Origin of the sequence: Pseudooceanicola marinus, from assembly GCF_002786295.1 — a bacterium.
GTDB classification, from domain to species: domain Bacteria; phylum Pseudomonadota; class Alphaproteobacteria; order Rhodobacterales; family Rhodobacteraceae; genus Pseudooceanicola; species Pseudooceanicola marinus.
On sequence record NZ_PGTC01000010.1, the window covers coordinates 503,846 to 520,718 of the forward strand.

At 66.8% G+C, this 16,873-nt stretch carries 17 protein-coding genes and 1 riboswitch; of the genes, 14 read left to right on the forward strand and 3 right to left on the reverse strand.

The genetic code is table 11. The features are described from left to right. Positions 1 to 103 precede the first annotated feature (103 nt). A complete protein-coding gene (locus CVM50_RS06580; RefSeq protein WP_085887417.1) occupies positions 104 to 1,909 on the forward strand; it encodes a metallophosphoesterase in 1,806 nt (601 codons plus the stop codon). A gap of 208 nt (positions 1,910 to 2,117) precedes the next feature. Beyond that, complete coding sequence (locus CVM50_RS06585) at positions 2,118 to 3,629, forward strand: acetyl-CoA hydrolase/transferase family protein (RefSeq protein ID WP_198431863.1); 1,512 nt, start codon at positions 2,118 to 2,120, stop codon at positions 3,627 to 3,629. A gap of 88 nt (positions 3,630 to 3,717) precedes the next feature. Here CVM50_RS06585 and CVM50_RS06590 read toward each other — a convergent pair whose 3' ends face one another. The 3 genes from CVM50_RS06590 to CVM50_RS06600 all read right to left on the reverse strand — a co-directional run bounded on the left by CVM50_RS06590 (position 3,718) and on the right by CVM50_RS06600 (position 6,551). Beyond that, entirely contained in the window at positions 3,718 to 4,737 is a 1,020-nt protein-coding gene (locus tag CVM50_RS06590; protein ID WP_085887416.1) for an LLM class flavin-dependent oxidoreductase, read from the reverse strand. A gap of 147 nt (positions 4,738 to 4,884) precedes the next feature. Next, positions 4,885 to 5,580: a glutathione S-transferase N-terminal domain-containing protein gene (locus CVM50_RS06595; protein ID WP_085887415.1), complete on the reverse strand. Its 696-nt coding sequence runs from the start codon at positions 5,578 to 5,580 to the stop codon at positions 4,885 to 4,887. A 23-nt stretch (positions 5,581 to 5,603) separates the two neighbouring features. Beyond that, positions 5,604 to 6,551 carry a DUF726 domain-containing protein gene (locus CVM50_RS06600; protein WP_143515593.1) on the reverse strand — a complete coding sequence of 316 codons (948 nt, stop codon included), beginning with the start codon at positions 6,549 to 6,551 and terminating at the stop codon, positions 5,604 to 5,606. Positions 6,552 to 6,654: 103 nt separating this feature from the next. Then, positions 6,655 to 6,732, forward strand: a riboswitch (SAM riboswitch). A gap of 67 nt (positions 6,733 to 6,799) precedes the next feature. On the opposite strand from CVM50_RS06600, the gene metZ reads away from it, so the two are divergent. The 12 genes from metZ to ureG all read left to right on the forward strand — a co-directional run bounded on the left by metZ (position 6,800) and on the right by ureG (position 16,871). After that, the gene (gene metZ, locus CVM50_RS06605; RefSeq protein WP_085887413.1) at positions 6,800 to 7,981 is read left to right on the forward strand and encodes an O-succinylhomoserine sulfhydrylase; all 1,182 of its coding nucleotides are present in this window, start codon (positions 6,800 to 6,802) and stop codon (positions 7,979 to 7,981) included. Positions 7,982 to 8,197: 216 nt separating this feature from the next. Then, positions 8,198 to 9,286, forward strand: coding sequence for a GTP cyclohydrolase FolE2 (gene folE2, locus CVM50_RS06610; protein WP_085887412.1), 1,089 nt, complete (start codon positions 8,198 to 8,200; stop codon positions 9,284 to 9,286). A 140-nt stretch (positions 9,287 to 9,426) separates the two neighbouring features. Then, complete coding sequence (locus tag CVM50_RS06615; protein WP_085887410.1) at positions 9,427 to 10,248, forward strand: urease accessory protein UreD; 822 nt, start codon at positions 9,427 to 9,429, stop codon at positions 10,246 to 10,248. A 3-nt stretch (positions 10,249 to 10,251) separates the two neighbouring features. Then, on the forward strand, positions 10,252 to 10,554 hold the full coding sequence (locus CVM50_RS06620; protein WP_085887409.1) for an urease subunit gamma: 303 nt from the start codon (positions 10,252 to 10,254) through the stop codon (positions 10,552 to 10,554). Positions 10,555 to 10,719: 165 nt separating this feature from the next. Next, entirely contained in the window at positions 10,720 to 11,025 is a 306-nt protein-coding gene (locus CVM50_RS06625; RefSeq protein WP_085887408.1) for an urease subunit beta, read from the forward strand. Positions 11,026 to 11,114: 89 nt separating this feature from the next. Further along, a complete protein-coding gene (locus CVM50_RS06630; protein WP_085887407.1) occupies positions 11,115 to 11,783 on the forward strand; it encodes a hypothetical protein in 669 nt (222 codons plus the stop codon). 33 nt (positions 11,784 to 11,816) lie between these two features. Continuing rightward, positions 11,817 to 13,568, forward strand: coding sequence for an urease subunit alpha (ureC, locus tag CVM50_RS06635; RefSeq protein ID WP_085887406.1), 1,752 nt, complete (start codon positions 11,817 to 11,819; stop codon positions 13,566 to 13,568). Continuing rightward, on the forward strand, positions 13,568 to 14,197 hold the full coding sequence (locus CVM50_RS06640) for a hypothetical protein (protein ID WP_085887405.1): 630 nt from the start codon (positions 13,568 to 13,570) through the stop codon (positions 14,195 to 14,197). Before ureC ends, CVM50_RS06640 begins: the two co-directional genes overlap by 1 nt. A 284-nt stretch (positions 14,198 to 14,481) precedes the next feature. Then, on the forward strand, positions 14,482 to 14,706 hold the full coding sequence (locus tag CVM50_RS06645) for a DUF1127 domain-containing protein (protein ID WP_085887404.1): 225 nt from the start codon (positions 14,482 to 14,484) through the stop codon (positions 14,704 to 14,706). A gap of 141 nt (positions 14,707 to 14,847) precedes the next feature. After that, entirely contained in the window at positions 14,848 to 15,573 is a 726-nt protein-coding gene (locus tag CVM50_RS21945; protein WP_085887403.1) for an urease accessory protein UreE, read from the forward strand. Next, complete coding sequence (locus tag CVM50_RS06655) at positions 15,557 to 16,207, forward strand: urease accessory protein UreF (RefSeq protein WP_085887915.1); 651 nt, start codon at positions 15,557 to 15,559, stop codon at positions 16,205 to 16,207. The genes CVM50_RS21945 and CVM50_RS06655 overlap by 17 nt, the downstream gene beginning before the upstream one ends. Before the next feature lie 37 nt (positions 16,208 to 16,244). Beyond that, entirely contained in the window at positions 16,245 to 16,871 is a 627-nt protein-coding gene (ureG, locus tag CVM50_RS06660) for an urease accessory protein UreG (protein ID WP_085887402.1), read from the forward strand. The last annotated feature ends 2 nt before the right edge of the window (positions 16,872 to 16,873 follow it).

Consider the following 16,873-nt stretch of genomic DNA (forward strand, 5'->3'; position numbering starts at 1 on the left):
GCATGCTGCGCTTTCCCGGCCCGGCTCCGGTCTGGGCACTGTCATTTCCCTGTCATCGGCCGGCATTAGGGCTGCGCCTGTCTGTTCATGACAGGAGGGCGCCATGCCTTTCTCCCCCCGCCATCGCGCTGGCGCGGGCGCATTGGCCATGGCTCTTGCCCTGCTGATCCTGCCCCCGGCGCCCTCAGCCGCGCAGAGCCCCGAGATGACCCACCTGTTGACTGACCCCTACCTGCAACTGCCGACCGAGACGGGGGTGCGGGTGGTCTGGCTGACGGAATTCGAGGGCCGCGATCACCAGGTGGTGCTGGCGGATGGCACCCGCGTCGCGGCACGGACGCTCAAGCTGTCTCGCATGGCCGAGGATGCCGACAGTCATATCGGCCCGCAGTCGGGCGACGGCAGCCTTTACCCCCGCACCACCCCGCGCGACATCTGGCGGCATGAGGCGCAGGTCGAGGGGCTGACGCCCGGCCAGCGGACGGGCTACCACGTCGAAAGCACGGACGGGGCGGGCAGGAGGCTGACCAGCGAAAGCTACACCCTCGCGGCCCTGCCGCGACCGGGTCAGCCGTTACGCATCCTTCTGACCTCGGACCACCAGCAGAAGCCGATGACACCGGCCAACATGCAGCAGGTGGAGGCGATGTTCGGCCCCCTCGACGCGGTCTTCTTCGCCGGCGACCTGCAGAACGTGCCGGATCGCGCCTCGGGCTGGTTCGACGACACGCGCGGCGCCGCCTTCTTCCCGGCCATGCAGGGGCGGGCGGACATGGTGTTGCGCAGCGCCGGGGAGGCCAGTGAAGCGCGCTACCGCGGGGGCCGCATCTTGCAGCATGCGCCGCTTTTCCCGGTCATCGGCAATCATGAGGTCATGGGCCGCTACGACCCCCGGGCGCCACTGGTGCGGCAGTTCAACGATCCGCACCCGCGCGCCGTGGCCGAGGCGAGCTATGAGGCCCGCGCGGAGCTGTTGAACCCCTCGGGCGATCCCGGCGTCCGGGACAGCTGGATCCGGGACAATGCCTTAAACACCCTCAGCTACGAAGAGCTCTTCACCCTGCCCGATGACAGCCCGGGGGGCGAGACCTACTACGCCCTGCGGTTCGGCGATATCTTCCTGATCGGGCTGTACGGCACGCGCATCTGGCGCAGCCCGTCGATGGCAGCGGACCGTCGCGGCAAGTACCGCGAAGCCGATCAAAACCTGGACAGCCCCGACCAGTGGGGCTGGGGGGAGTTCATCTTCGAGGACATGGCGGCAGGCTCCCGCCAGCACGACTGGCTGAAGACGGTGCTGGCAAGCGAGGCCTTCCGCACGGCGCCGGTGAAAGTGGCGATGATGCACACCCCGTCGCATGGGGTCGGCGACAACTCGATCCCGGTCTTCGCCGATCCGGTGCCGGTGCTGGACCGGGATGAGGCGGGGCGGCTGATCGGGGTGCGCTACGAGTACCCGCTGGGCGAGGATATCTACATCCGCGACGTCGAACCGCTGCTGGAGGCGGCGGGGGTGCAGCTGCTGCACAATGGCCATTCGCACCTGTGGAACCGCTTCGTCACGGCGGGCGGGCTGAACGTGCTGGAAACCTCGAACGTGGGCAATTCCTATGGCTGCTACCTGCCCGGGCAGACCCGCCGCACCAACGGCCCCGAGGATCCGCGCTTCGATGCGGCAAACTACCCGGTGTGGGGCGATCCGCACGGGCTGTCCCCCGTGCCCCCGACCGAGTTCTCGCCGCAGGCGGCAGAGGACGGCACGCCGCTGCCCTGCCTCGCCTCCGATGGGCTGTCGGCCTTCTCCATCCTCGAAACGGATGAGAGGGGCGCCCGGGTCAGTTCCTATGTCTTCGATTCGACACGGCCCGACGCGGCCCCGCGCCTCTTCGACCGGTTCCCGCTGCGATGAGGGGCCGGAGACCCATTCTCAGCCATTAGTTGATGGTCTCTACTGACTCTGCTCTCGGTGGTGGTTCCGTCATGTGTCTCACGCATGGCGGATCTGCGTGCCGCCGCGACCCACTGGCGGTCGGTGCACATTTGTATTCAATTGCAATCGTTCCAGCGCGGGCCTGTCCCGCCGCCAGGTCGAACCAGCCGAGGAGGATGCGTCGCTGATGGCCAACCGAATTTCCAACGAGACCCTGCGCGCCCGGATGATGAGCGCCGAGGACGCCGCCAGCCTGATCGCCCCGGGCGATACCATCGGGATGAGCGGCTTCACCGGCTCGGGCTACCCCAAGGAGGTGCCCCAGGCCCTGGCCGCAAGGATCGAGGCAAAGCATGCCGAAGGCACGCCCTTCAAGGTGAAGATCTGGTCAGGCGCCTCCACGGGGCCGGAGCTGGACGGGGCCCTGGCCAAGGCCGACGGAATCGAGTTCCGGCTGCCCTACAACTCGGACCCGGTCGCCCGCGAGAAGATCAACAACGGCGAGATGAACTACTTCGACATGCACCTCAGCCAGGTCGCCCCGATGGCCTGGGAAGGCTTCATGGGCAAGATGGACGTGGCCGTGGTCGAGATCTCGGGCATCACGCCCGAGGGGGAACTGATCCCGTCCTCGTCGGTGGGCAATAACAAGACCTGGCTGGAGCTGGCCGACAAGATCATCCTGGAGGTCAACGACTGGCAGTCCGAGCATCTGAACGGGATGCACGACATCTATTATGGCACGGCCCTGCCGCCGAACCGGGTGCCGATCCCGCTGGTGAAATCCGACGACCGCATCGGCCAGCCGCATTTCCGCGTTGACCTGTCGAAGGTGGCCGCCGTGGTGCGCACCGATGCGCCCGACCGCAACGCGCCCTTCAGCCCGCCTGACCAGACCTCGCTGACCATCGCCAGCCATATCATCGAGTTCCTGGAATGGGAGGCCAAGCGCGCCGGCCTGCCGAAATCGCTGCTGCCGATCCAGTCAGGCGTGGGCAATGTGCCCAATGCCGTGATGGCCGGGCTGATCGAGGCGCCGTTCGAGAACATGACCGCCTTCACCGAAGTCATCCAGGACGGCATGCTGGACATGATCGAGGCGGGCACCCTGCGCATGGCCTCGGCCACGGCATTCTCGCTGAGCCCGGAAAAGGCGCAGTATTTCAACGACAACGCCGAGCGGTTCAAGGACCGGCTGCTGCTGCGGCCGCAGGACATCTCGAACAACCCCGAACTGGTGCGGCGCCTGGGCTGCATCGCCATGAACGGGTTGATCGAGGCCGACATCTTCGGGGCCGTGAACTCCACCCACATCATGGGCTCACGCATCCAGAACGGCATCGGCGGCTCGGGCGATTTTGCCCGCAACGGCTATGTCTCGATCTTCGTCACGCCCTCGACCGCCAAGGGCGGGGCAATTTCGGCCATCGTGCCGCGCGTGGCCCATGTGGACCACATCAGCCAGGACGTGCAGGTGATCGTGACCGAACAGGGTCTCGCCGATCTGCGCGGCCTGGCGCCGCGCCAGCGCGCCGAGCTGATCATCGAACATTGCGCCCACCCCGATTACCGCCCCATGCTGCGCGACTATTACACCCGCGCCCTGCAGGACAGCTACGGCAAGCATGCGCCGACTCTGCTGAACGAGGCGCTGTCGTGGCACCAGCGGTTCGTCGAAACCGGCACGATGAAGCTCTAAGCCGTTCACAGGCATAAGAAAAAGGCGCGCGTCCCGAGAGACGCGCGCCTGACTGAGAAACCGCTAAGGGAAAGCGGTAACGCCTTCCTTAACGCCAGCCGAGAGCGGGCGCCACGTCTTTCAGGATGCTTTCGATCACATGGGCGTTGTAATCGACGCCTAGTGAGTTCGGCACAGTCAGCAGCAGGGTATCGGCCTCGGCGATCGCCTCGTCCTTTTCCAGCTGTTTGATCAGCTTGTCCGGCTCATCCGCGTAGCTGCGGCCGAAGATCGAGCGTTGCTGTTCGATGTAGCCGACGCTGTCATCTTCCTTGCCGCCCCGCCCGAAATAGGCCCGGTCCATGTCGTTGGTCAGGGCAAAGATCGACCGGCTGACCGAGACGCGCGGGGTTCGCTTGTGGCCCGCAGCCTTCCAGGCCTCGCGGTAGGCGCGGATCTGCTGCGCCTGCTGCACGTGGAAGGGCTCACCCGTCTCGTCGTCCTTCAGGGTGGAACTTTGCAGGTTCATGCCCAGCATGGCGGCCCATTCGGCGGTCTTCACGCTGCCCGAGCCCCACCAGATGCGATCCTTCAGCCCTTCGGAGAAGGGTTCCAGCCGCAGCTTGCCTGGCGGGTTGGGGAACATCGGGCGCGGGTTCGGCTCGGCAAAGCCCTGGCCTTCCAGCATCTGCAGGAAGACCTGGGCGTGGCGGCGGCCCATGTCTGCGTCGGTTTCATCCTCGCCGGGGTTGTAGCCGAAATAACGCCAGCCCTCGATCACCTGTTCCGGGCTGCCCCGCGACAGGCCGAGTTGCAGGCGACCTTCGGAAATCAGGTCGGCGGCACCGGCATCCTCGGCCATGTAGAGCGGATTTTCATAGCGCATGTCGATGACGCCGGTGCCGATCTCGATCTTCGAGGTCTTGGCGCCGACCGCGGCCAGCAGGGGGAAGGGGCTGGCGTGCTGGCGGGCAAAGTGGTGCACGCGGAAATAGGCGCCGTCGGCGCCCAGTTCCTCGGCCGCGACCGACAGGTCGATGGCCTGCAGCAGGGCGTCACCGGCGGTCCGGGTGGCCGAGCCGCGCTGCGCGGACCAGTGGCCGAAGGACAGAAAGCCGATCTTCTTCATCTCGTGTCTCCTCGGGATCGGGCAGCGCGACAGGGGCCGCGCCCGCCCGTCCTGTTTGAGAGACAGCTAGTCATTCCGACCCCGCCGGGGCAAGCGGCGGGGCTGTGTGTGCGGGCGCAATGGCTGTGCGCCCGCGTCGCCGGCGGCTCACTTCTGGCCGAAGAGCACCTTCTGCGCGTCTTTCGACTGCGTCACCGCGCGTTTGTCGGACGCCAGGGCCTTGCCCTTCTGCACCGCCTCGCGCGCGCCGACCTGATCGAGCCAGCGCGACAGGTTGGGCTTGTCGCTGATGTCCTGCTGCTGGCCTTCCCACAGGATCGCCCAGGGCCAGATCGCCATGTCGGCGATGGAATAGAAGTCGCCGGCAACATATTCGGTCTTGGCCAGCTGCCGATCCAGAACGCCATGCAGGCGGTTCACCTCGTTGCGGTAGCGGTCCTGAGCATAGGGTAGTTCATGGCCCATCTGGGGGGCATATTTCAGGAAGTGGTGCGCCTGACCGGCCATCGGCCCCAGGCCGCCCATCTGCCACATCAGCCACTGGTCCACGGCGATCCGGTCGTGTTCGGTCGGGCCGCAGAACTGGCCCGTCTTGCGCGCCAGGTACTGCAGGATGGCGCCGCTTTCGAAGATCGAGATAGGCTCCCCCTCCGGCCCGTCGGGGTCGATGATCGCGGGCATGCGGTTGTTGGGAGAGATCTTCAGGAAGTCAGGCTCGAACTGCTGGCCGGCGCTGATGTCCACGAGGTTCAGGTTGTAGGGCAGGCCCATTTCCTCCAGCGCGATGGAAATCTTCCATCCGTTGGGCGTGGGCCAGTAGTAAAGCTCGATTGGCGTGGTCATGACATCCTCCTGTTCGCGAGGGGTCATGATGACGCATTGGCGCCCCATGGCAAGGGCAGGGACCAGCCGGCCCGGGCAGGCCGGGCGGGTTTGCCGATGGCCTGCGTCACTTCGGCGTGAAGCGCGGCGCCCTGCGGGCCGGTCAGCGCGCGGTAAAGCGGAAAGGCGCCCTCGCGCAGGTAGGTTGACCAGTGGCAGATCCGGCGGTCCGGCGCGGCCAGGGGGAAGCCAAGGGCGCAGAGGCCGGCCAGGTGCCGACTGTCGTCGAGCCGCAGTTCCGGCAGGTCGGGGGCGCCCGCGCGTCCCAGCACCGCGTCGTTCCAGCGCCGCCCGAGGACGAGGCCACCCAGCATCAGGTCGAAGACGCCGTTTTCCCCGCTGGTCACGTGCAGAAGGCGCGCCCGCCGCCCGGCCGGGCTGGTCAGCGCGGCCTCCAGGTGGCTGGCGTGATCGGCAGCAGCCAGCAACAGGACGCGGTCGAGGACAGGGCTGTCCAGCGCCGCCAGGGCCGACAGCAGCACCCGCGCGCCCAGCGAATGGCCCAGGGCGTGAATCGGGCGATGCGGGGCCAGGCGCCGCAGCTCCGCCAGCACTTGGGCCAGGTCCCGGCCGGCCGCCTCGGCCCGGGCATAGGCCTGCCAGATCGTGCCGCGTGCAGGCCAGCCGAAGGCCAGGCCCAGGCGTCCGTCCTCGCCGATGCCCAGCCCCCGGGGCCAGCTGACGGCCTTGCGGCAGGCATGGCTGCGGTGATCGGAAAGAATGTGGCGATGGGGGCAATGGTGCGGGTCGCCGGGCAGAAAGCGGTAGCCGTGCACCATCACGATGATCGGGCCGGCGGACCCCTGAGCGGTACGCGGGCTGAGCGCCTGGCGCAGCGCCGGCCCGGCGGGCGCGCCGCCGTTGTGGGTCACCGGCCCCTGCGGGCTCGTGTTTATCCGGATCAAGCTCATCGCAACGAGCCCTCTGCTCATCTCTGCCTCATGGCTAACCCAAAGAAGCAAAGGAGCCGTGAAATCTCCGTAACAGCGCCGTGACGGGCCGTGCCTGTCTTGACCCCGCGTCGGGCGGCGCGTATGCGGGCGACGTGGCGCTTTGTTACCGGATTGCGGGCCACGTTAAACATTCCGCTAAAGAGGTCGAGGATAGGAGACCCCTTTCGCTTGACCGCGTCTGGGGTTTTTTTATTGGCCGTTTCCCCCGCGGCCCGGAGGTTGGAAAGATGACGCAAGACTACAAACCGCGCACCAAGCTGGTCCATGGCGGCACCCGCCGATCGCAGTACAACGAAGTTTCCGAAGCGATCTTCATGACGCAAGGTTTCGTCTACGACACCGCCGAACAGGCTGAGGCCCGGTTCGAGGAAACGGGTCCGGACGAATTCATCTATGCCCGCTACGGCAACCCGACAGTGGCGATGTTCGAGGACCGGATCGCGCAACTGGAAGGGGCCGAGGCGGCCTTTGCCACCGCGTCTGGCATGGCCGCGGTGAACAATGCCCTGCTGTCGCAGGTGAAGGCGGGCGATCATGTCGTGGCCTCCCGCGCGCTCTTCGGGTCCTGCCTGTTCATCCTGGAAAAGGTGCTGGTGCCCTTCGGGGTCGAGCTGACCCAGGTCGACGGCACCGACCTGGAGGCCTGGAAGGCCGCGATCCGCGAGGAGACCAAGCTGGTCTTCTTCGAAACCACCTCGAACCCGACGCTGGAGGTCGTGGATATCAAGGCGGTGTCGGAGATGGCCCATGCCGTCGGCGCGCTGGTCGTCTGTGACAACGTCTTTGCCACCCCGGTCTATTCCCGCGCGATCGAACTGGGCGCCGACGTGGTGGTCTATTCCGCGACCAAGCATATCGACGGCCAGGGCCGCGCCCTGGGCGGTGTCGTCCTGGGCAGCGAGGACTTCATCAACGGGCCCTTCTTCAACTATTCCAAGCATACCGGCGCCGCGATCTCTCCGTTCAACGCCTGGCTGATGCTGAAGGGGCTGGAGACGATCGACCTGCGCGTGCGGGCCCAGACCGAAAGCTCTGAAAAGATTGCCGAGGCCTTCCACCAGCACCCCAAGCTGTCGCGCATGATTTACCCGGGGCATCGGTCGCACCCGCAGTACGACCTGGTGCAGCGCCAGACCGGCAAGGGTGGCACCGTCATCGCCATCGACCTGGCCGGCGGGCAGGAGGCGGCGTTCCGCTTCCTCAACGCGGTCAACGTCGGCGTCATCTCCAACAACCTCGGCGATGCGAAGTCGATCCTGACCCACCCGGCGACCACCACCCATTCCTCGCTGACCGAAGAGGCGCGGCAGAAACTGGGCATCACCCGGGGCCTGGTGCGGATCTCGGTCGGGCTGGAAGATGCCGAGGACCTGGTGACCGACTGGCTGGCGGCCCTCGAACTGGCCTGAGCTCGCCGACCCCCGCTCGCAGGGCAGGCACAGAGACAGACGGCGGTCCGGCCCCCCGGAGCGCCGTTTTCTTTCCGGCAGAGATTTAGTGATCCGTTAGCTTTATGGCTGCGTATCTAAGGCGAGAATGGAAATTCCTGCCGAAGACGCTTATGTATACACCAGCTTGCCTGGGAGCGTCCTGTCTGGGGCGATGAAGAAGGGGGAGGGCGGAGCATGAATATCCACCCGAACGATCTGAAACCGGAAACCGAAGAGGCCAAAGCCGCCCTCGCGCTGTTGCGCGACTGGGTCGCCAAGGCCTCGGATGCCGAGATCAACGCGCTGGATCCGGCCGTGGCCCAGCTGTTGCCGGGGCAGGGGGGGTATCCCGTGCTGTCGCGCGACTATCCGCAGGATTTCGCCGTGGATGCGGCCTATCGCGCCACGCTGCCTGACCTGCAGAACGGCCCGGCCTCGCTGATCCGTGGCGCCCACGCGCCGATCCAGCACGTGGGCATCTCCAACTTCCGCCTGCCGATCCGCTTCCACACCCGCGACGGCGGCGATCAGACCCTGGAAAGCTCGGTCACCGGCACCGTCAGCCTGGAGGCCGACAAGAAGGGCATCAACATGTCCCGGATCATGCGCAGCTTCTACGGCCATGCCGAGAAGTGCTTCTCCTTCGGGGTGATCGAGGCGGCGCTGGATGACTACAAATCGGATCTCGACAGTCTCGACGCCCGGATCATGATGCGGTTTTCCTACCCGGTGAAGCGTGAAAGCCTGCGCTCCGGCCTGGCGGGCTACCAGTATTACGACATCGCGCTGGAGGTCGTGGACGAAGGCGGGCAGCGCAACCGCTACATCCACCTCGATTACGTCTATTCCTCCACCTGCCCCTGCTCGCTGGAGCTGTCGGAACACGCGCGCCGTGCCCGCGGCCAACTGGCCACGCCGCATTCGCAGCGGTCGGTGGCACGGATCTCGGTGCAGGTGCTGCCCGGCGACTGCCTGTGGTTCGAGGACCTGATCGACATGGCCCGCGTCGCCGTGCCGACCGAGACTCAGGTGATGGTCAAACGCGAGGACGAACAGGCCTTTGCCGAGTTGAACGCCGCCAACCCGATCTTCGTCGAGGACGCGGCGCGGCTGTTCTGCGAAGAACTGCAAGGGGATGCGCGCATCGGCGATTTTCGCGTGGCGGCCAGCCACCAGGAAAGCCTGCATTCACATGACGCGGTGTCGATCCTGACCGAGGGGCCGACCTTCGCCGCCTCCAGCCTTGATCCGCGTTTCCTCGCCACGCTGCATCACGCTGGCTGATCGCGCGCCTCTTGCCGGACGCCCATTTGATGGGCGCCTTGCCGCCGAAAGTGGCAGGGCCGGGGGCGTGATCGCGATTGCCCTTTCGTCCGCCGCGCGGCTTGCTACTCTCCAAGGGATTGGAGGGACACGCCATCAACATGGAGCTGCAGGAGATGCGCCCGAAGGCGCAGCGCCAGCCCCGCGCCCGCGGGGTGCTGCGGCTGTCCGCCCGCCCCGGTGCGCGCATCGGGCGGCTGCATCAGTCCGGATCGCTCAAGGCTCTGTTCCCCGCCTCCCGTCATGACACGCTCAACGCCGTTTTCCTGAACACCTCCGGCGGGGTGACGGGCGGCGATCGGTTCCACGTCGAGGCGGAGGCGGAGGCGGGTGCCTCGCTGATGCTGACCTCCCAGGCGGCTGAACGGTTCTACCGCGCGCAACCCGATGAAACCGGTGCGATGGACATCGCCCTGACCGTCGGTGCCGGCGCGCGACTGGACTGGCTGCCGCAGGAAACGATCCTGTTCGATGGCGCCCGGGTGCGGCGCAGCTTCCGCGTCGACCTGGCCGAAGATGCCCGTTTCCTGGCGGTGGAGCCGCTGGTGTCGGGCCGTTTGGCCATGGGCGAGTTTGTACATTCCGGATTTCAATCGGATATATGGCGGGTGTATCGCGCAGGTAAATTGACTTTTGCCGACAATTTTCGCCTGATCGGTGACATCGACGCGCAGCTGGCGCAGCCGGGGGTCGCAGCGGGCAATCGGGCCATGGCGGCCCTGCTGTTCGCCGCCCCGGGGGCGGAAACGCTGCTGCCGGCGCTGCGCGACCTTCTGGGTCCGCTGGGGGGCGCAAGTTGTGTCGCCAAGGACCTTCTCTTTGCACGGATCCTGGCCGAAGATGGGTATGAGCTGCGACGCCGACTCATCCCGGCCATCACGCGGCTTTCGGGCCAGGACATTCCCAAGACGTGGACGCTTTGACACATGCAGCTAACTCCCCGTGAGAAAGACAAACTTCTGGTGGCCATGGCGGCCGAGGTGGCGCGCAAGCGGCTGGCCCGCGGCGTCAAGCTGAACCACCCCGAGGCGATTGCCCTGATCACCGACGCGGTGGTCGAGGGGGCGCGCGACGGGCGCAGCGTGGCCGAGATGATGGAGGCCGGCGCCCAGGTCATCACTGCCGAGCAATGCATGGAGGGCGTCGCCTCGATGATCCACGAGGTCCAGGTCGAGGCCACCTTCCCGGATGGCACCAAGCTGGTGACCGTCCACAACCCGATCCGCTAGGGCCGATCCGTTAAGGCCGAACCGCAAAGGCACAACCTTAAGAAAGGAGCGCAAGCAAATGAGCTTTCTGGAGAAACTCCTGGCGCTACTGGGCCCGAAACAGCAACCGGCCCCGATCCCCGTGCGCGTAGAGAAGCCGAAGCGCGCGCCCTGGGAGGGACGTCGATGATCCCCGGTGAACTGCTGCCCGCAGAGGGCAGCCTGACGCTGAACGACGGGATCCAGTCGGTGGCGCTGATGGTGGCCAATACCGGGGATCGCCCGGTGCAGGTCGGGAGCCACTACCATTTCGCCGAGGCCAACCCGGCGCTGGATTTCGACCGCGCCGCGGCCCATGGGCTGCGTCTGGATATCGCGGCCGGCACCGCCGTGCGGTTCGAGCCGGGCCAGCGTCGTGAGGTGCAGCTGATCCCCATCGGGGGCGGTCGCAGAATCTACGGATTCAATCAACAGGTCATGGGCGCGCTCTGACGCGACCCGGGGCCACGAGGGGACGGGCAGATCGGCGGGGGCGTCCCGCCGGAACGTGACGTGGACGCAACGCGAAAGGGATAGACCTAATGATGGACGCGACGCAGATCATGATCCGCCAGGCCAGTTTCGTGCAGGGACTGTTTGTCGGCTCCGCGCGGATGGCCGAATGGCAGATGCGCTTTTCCCAGGCGATGCTGAGGGCGATGCTGGATGACCCGCTGCCCGATGTTTCGCCCCATCCGGCCCCCGAGGGCGCCGAGGCGGTCCCGGCGCTGACGCCGAAACCGGCACCGCGGCGCAAGCCCGCCGCCCGCAAGGCGCCGGCAAAGCGGGCCTCGACCGCGAAGACGGCCACACCCGCAGCCGCGGACACCCCTGCGGCAAAGCCGGCCGCCCAGACGACTGCCGGTAGCGACGCGAAACCGGCCGCCCGCAAGGCCGCGCCCAAGCCGGCCGCGAAACCCGCATCGACACCGGCCACCCGGGCCCAGACCGCGGCGGACGCCGCCGCCAAGGGCGCAGCCTCCGGGACGGAAGCCAAGGCAGCGCCCGCGACGACGCCGAAACCGGAGGCGAAAGCCGAGGCCGCGAAGACTGGTGCATCCAAGACCGAGGCCAAGGCCGCGAGCGCCTCGCAACCGGCGCCCAAGGCGGAGGGCAAACCGGAGGCCGAGGCGAGGGCGCGCCGCCCGCGTCAGCCCTCGGCGCCGCCTTCGATGCCCGACAGCCCTGCCAACAAGAGCGACGACAGCTAAGTCGCGTCGAAAGATCCTTCAGGAGCCACCCGAATGCCCACCCAGATCTCCCGCGCGGACTATGCCGCGATGTTCGGCCCCACGACCGGCGACCGCCTGCGGCTGGCCGATACGGACCTTGTCATCGAGGTCGAGCGTGACCTGACCGCCGAGCTGGCCGCCCTGGGTGGCGGGTCGGCCAATGGACCGCGCTACGGCGAGGAGGTGAAGTTCGGCGGCGGCAAGGTGATCCGCGACGGCATGGGCCAGTCGCAGGCGACGCGGGCCGAAGGTGCGGTCGACACCGTCATCACCAACGCGCTGATCGTCGACTGGACGGGCATCTACAAGGCGGATGTGGGGCTGCGCGACGGGCGCATCCATAAGATCGGCAAGGCGGGCAACCCCGACACCCAGCCCGGCGTCGACATCATCGTCGGCCCGGGCACCGAGGCCATCGCGGGGGAGGGCAAGATCCTGACCGCCGGCGGCATCGACAGCCACATCCACTTCATCTGTCCACAGCAGATCGAGGATGCGTTGCATTCGGGGCTGACCACGATGATCGGCGGCGGCACGGGGCCCGCACACGGCACGCTGGCCACCACCGTCACCCCCGGCCCCTGGCACCTGGGCCGGATGCTGCAGGCGGCCGAGGCCTTCCCGATGAACCTGGCCTTCGCGGGCAAGGGCAACGCCTCGCTGCCCGCCGCGCTGGAGGAGCAAATCAAGGCCGGCGCGTCCTGCCTGAAACTGCACGAGGACTGGGGCACCACGCCTGCGGCCATCGACAACTGCCTCAGCGTGGCCGACGATTACGATGTGCAGGTGATGATCCACACCGACACGCTGAACGAAAGCGGCTTCGTCGAGAACACCGTGGGCGCCATGAAGGGCCGCACCATCCACGCCTTCCACACGGAAGGCGCTGGCGGTGGCCACGCTCCCGACATCATCAAGATCTGCGGCGAGGAGCATGTGCTGCCCTCGTCCACCAACCCCACGCGGCCCTTCACCCGCAACACGATTGACGAGCATCTCGACATGCTCATGGTCTGTCACCATCTGGACAAGGCGATCCCCGAGGACGTGGCCTTCGCCGAAAGCCGCATCCGGCGCGAGACCATCGCGGCCGAAGACATCCTGCACGACATGGGGGCCTTCAGCATCATCGCGTCGGACAGCCAGGCCATGGGCCGGGTGGGCGAGGTCCTGATCCGCACCTGGCAGACCGCCGACAAGATGAAGAAGCAGCGCGGGTCGCTGCCCGAGGAGCAGGGCGACAACGACAACTTCCGCGTTCGTCGCTATATCGCCAAATACACCATCAACCCGGCCATCGCGCATGGCCTGTCGCACCAGGTGGGCAGCATCGAGGAGGGCAAGCGCGCCGACCTGGTGCTGTGGAACCCCGCCTTCTTCGGGGTAAAGCCAGAGATGGTGTTGATCGGCGGCTCGATCGTGGCGGCCCAGATGGGCGATCCCAACGCCTCCATCCCCACGCCGCAGCCGGTCTATACCCGGCCCATGTTCGGCGCCTACGGCAAGGCTGTGACCAACTCCGCCGTCACCTTCATCTCTGCTGCCGCCCAGGCTGAGGGGCTGGCAGGCAAGCTGGGGCTGGAGAAGGAGACGATCGCGGTTCTGAACACCCGCCAGATCGGCAAGAAGGACCTGCGGCTCAACTCCGCCACGCCCCATGTCGAGGTGAACCCAGAGACCTACGAGGTGCGCGCCGACGGCGAGTTGCTGACCTGCGAACCGGCCGAGGTCCTGCCGATGGCCCAGCGGTACTTCCTCTTCTGATGCGCCCCGCTGCCGCATTCTGCCTGTCCCTACCGGCTGTGCTGCTGGCCGGGGCGGCGCTGGCCCGTTGCCCGACGTCGGACGACATTTCGGCGGGCATCGTCTATTCCAACACGGTCGCGGGGCAGGAGAGCATCAATGTCGCCTTCGGCACCACGGCCTATCTCGCCTCCTATTACGAGCTGGGCGACCAGGGGCTGACCAAGCAGTTCCTGATGCTGAAGGGGGTCTATCCGCAGACCCTGACGGCGATCACCGCCGCCGAAGTGCTGACGATCTCCTACCACTACCCCGTGGGGCAGGCGGAGTTCCCGGAGCCGCGCGAAGGCGTGTCCTGGCAGGTCGAGGCGGTCGTGGCCCAGGGGGCCGACAGCCTGACCGAAACCCAGAGCTACACCTTCGGCCGCGAGGAGGAGCGCGAGATCGGCGACTGCACCTTCGGCGTCATCCCCTATGACATCGAGACCCGCAGCGAGGCCTATGGCGCCCAGGTGCTGGGGATGTTCTACGTGCCGGTTCTTGGCGTGGCCTTTCCCGACGTCAGGCGCGATCTGCCCGAGTCGGGAGAGGTGGCGTTCAGCGAGAGCATGACCACATACCCAGCGCTTCTGGCGCAATGGGGCAACTGAGGGGCGATCCTTGACAAGTCTTGTGATCACAAAGTTCGTCGGGGTGGGGAAATCGCCTTGTGTGGCAGGGCTTTCCCCGGATCTGGCCACGCTGCAATGCGGCGCCTTTCTGGAAAGAGTTATGCGTTTGGCGCAAGTGGGGTCTGCAAGCCCCTTTAAATCAAGGCTTTCTGCGTTGCGGCAAGCGCATGGCGGTAATGAGGGATTGAAAATGGTAAGGGCGCAAGAGCTGACCTATTGTGAGTGTCAATCAACGGACGAACCAGACATTCACGAGGTCCCCCATGGCAACCGTTTCCAGCCACGTTTCCGCTCCCGCCGGCATTTTCGCAAAGCTGTCGGCCTTCTTCCACTCCGTCTCCGTGGCCCTGGTGGCCTACATGGAACGCCGCACCCGTGCCGATCAGATCGCTGCGCTGCAAGCCAAGTCCGACGAGGAACTGGCCAAGATGGGCGTCAACCGCGACAATATCCCGGCCTACGTCTTCCGCGATCTGTTCTACGTCTGATCGCCGTTTGGCCGATGCGGGGCGCCGCCGCGCGCCGCTCGGGCCATCCGGCTGTCAGGGAATGGTTCCCGGTAGCGGAGGTGCGTCATGCCTGATCGTGCCCCAGTCAAGAGAGCCCTGACAGCCCTCAGATCCGCCGAAATGGACGCGCCCCGTTTCGACGACCTTGTGACGCTCGACTACGAAGAGCGTTTCTTCCGGCGCAAGGGCCTTGTGACCGACGGCGGGGAGCGCATCCTCGCCGATCTGGCCCAGACCCTGTCGCTGGACGACGGCGACGCGCTGCAGCTTGAGGATGGCCGACTGATCGGCATCCGGGCCGCCCCCGAACCCCTGCTGAAAGTCACCGGAGAGGCGCTGCCCCGTCTGGCGTGGCACATCGGCAACCGTCATACCCCCTGCGAGATCACCGCCTCGGCCCTGTTCATCCGCCAAGACAAGGTCATTGCCGAGATGCTGCGCCACCTCGGCGCCACCGTGGAAACCGTCATGGCGCCCTTCCTGCCGGAGGGCGGGGCCTATGGTCACGGGCGCACCCATGCCCATGAACATGGCGCCACCCTGCACGACGGGGCACACGGACATTCCCATGCCCACGATCACGACCATGGGCATTCGCAAGACCATGGCCACGCGCATCCGCACGATCACGGACATGTTCACCACCATTCCTCCCACGATGATCCGGATGTGCAGTCCGAGGATGAGACGACGCGCGGCGCACGTACGGCACGCAAGCGCCACGGGCACACGCACCACCATTCCTCGCACGACGACTTCGGCGCCCTGACCGAGGACGTGGATGGCGACGGCGGCCCCCGCGCACCGGGCCACGGCCCCCTGGGTGATCATGACCGCGACCACTGATCCGGCGCTGATCCTCCACCGCTGGCTGTCCCCCGCCTACCCGGTGGGGGCCTTTGCCTATTCCCACGGGATCGAGGCGGCGGTGGCCGAAGGCTGGCTGACCAATGCAGACCAGACCGGTGCCTGGCTGCGCGACGTGGCCTTGAAGGGCGCCGGGCAGAATGACGCGATCCTGCTGGCCGCCGCCTGGCGCGCCGAGACGCCCGAAAGGTTGGCGGAAATTGCCGCGCTGGCCTCCGCCCTGGCCCCCTCGGCCAACCGCCGGCTGGAAACCGAAGCCCAGGGCGCGGCCTTTGCCCGCACGACGGCCGCGGTGCACGGGATCGCCCTTTATCCGGCGCCCTATCCGGTGGTGCTGGGCCGGGCCGCGCGGCTCATGAACCTGCCGCTGGAGATGACCCTGCGCCTCTTCCTGCTGGCCTTCCTGTCGAACCTCACCTCCGCCGCGATCCGCCTGGTGCCCCTGGGCCAGACCGACGGTCAGCGCATACTTTCGGCGCTGGAGCCGCTGTGCGCCGAGCTTGCCGCCACGGCTGCGCCAAGCGATCTCGACGCCCTTGGCTCTTGTGCTGTAATGTCCGACATTGCGGCGATGCGGCAGGAGGTGCTGACCACGCGCCTTTTCCGTTCCTGACCGACCACGCCACCACGACCTGACACGAGGTATCCCGATGACCAGCTCCCCTCACGGCCCCCTGCGGATCGGCCTCGGCGGCCCGGTGGGCGCCGGCAAGACCTCCCTCACGGCCGCGCTCTGCCGTCGCCTGCGCGATGACCTGTCCATCGCCGTGGTCACCAACGACATTTACACCCAGGAAGACGCCGAGGCGCTGGTGCGGATGCAGGCGCTGTCCTCGGACCGCATTCGCGGGGTGGAAACGGGCGGCTGCCCCCATACGGCGATCCGCGAGGATGCCTCGATCAACCTGGCCGCCATCGACGACCTGATGGCGCGCTTCCCGGATCTCGACGCGGTTTTCGTCGAATCGGGCGGCGACAACCTGTCGGCCACCTTCTCGCCGGAGCTGGCGGATGTGACGATCTATGTGATCGACGTGGCCGCGGGCGAGGAAATCCCCCGCAAGGGCGGCCCCGCCGTCACCCGCTCCGACATCCTGGTCATCAACAAGACCGACCTGGCCCCCTACGTGGGCGCGGACCTGTCGGTGATGGAACGCGACGCCAAGGCACAGCGCGGCGCGCGGCCCTTTGTCTTCACCAATCTCAAGACGGGGGAGGGGCTGGACCAGGTCCTGACCCTTCTGGAAGAGATCGGCGGCCTCGCCGTGCCCGCCTGATC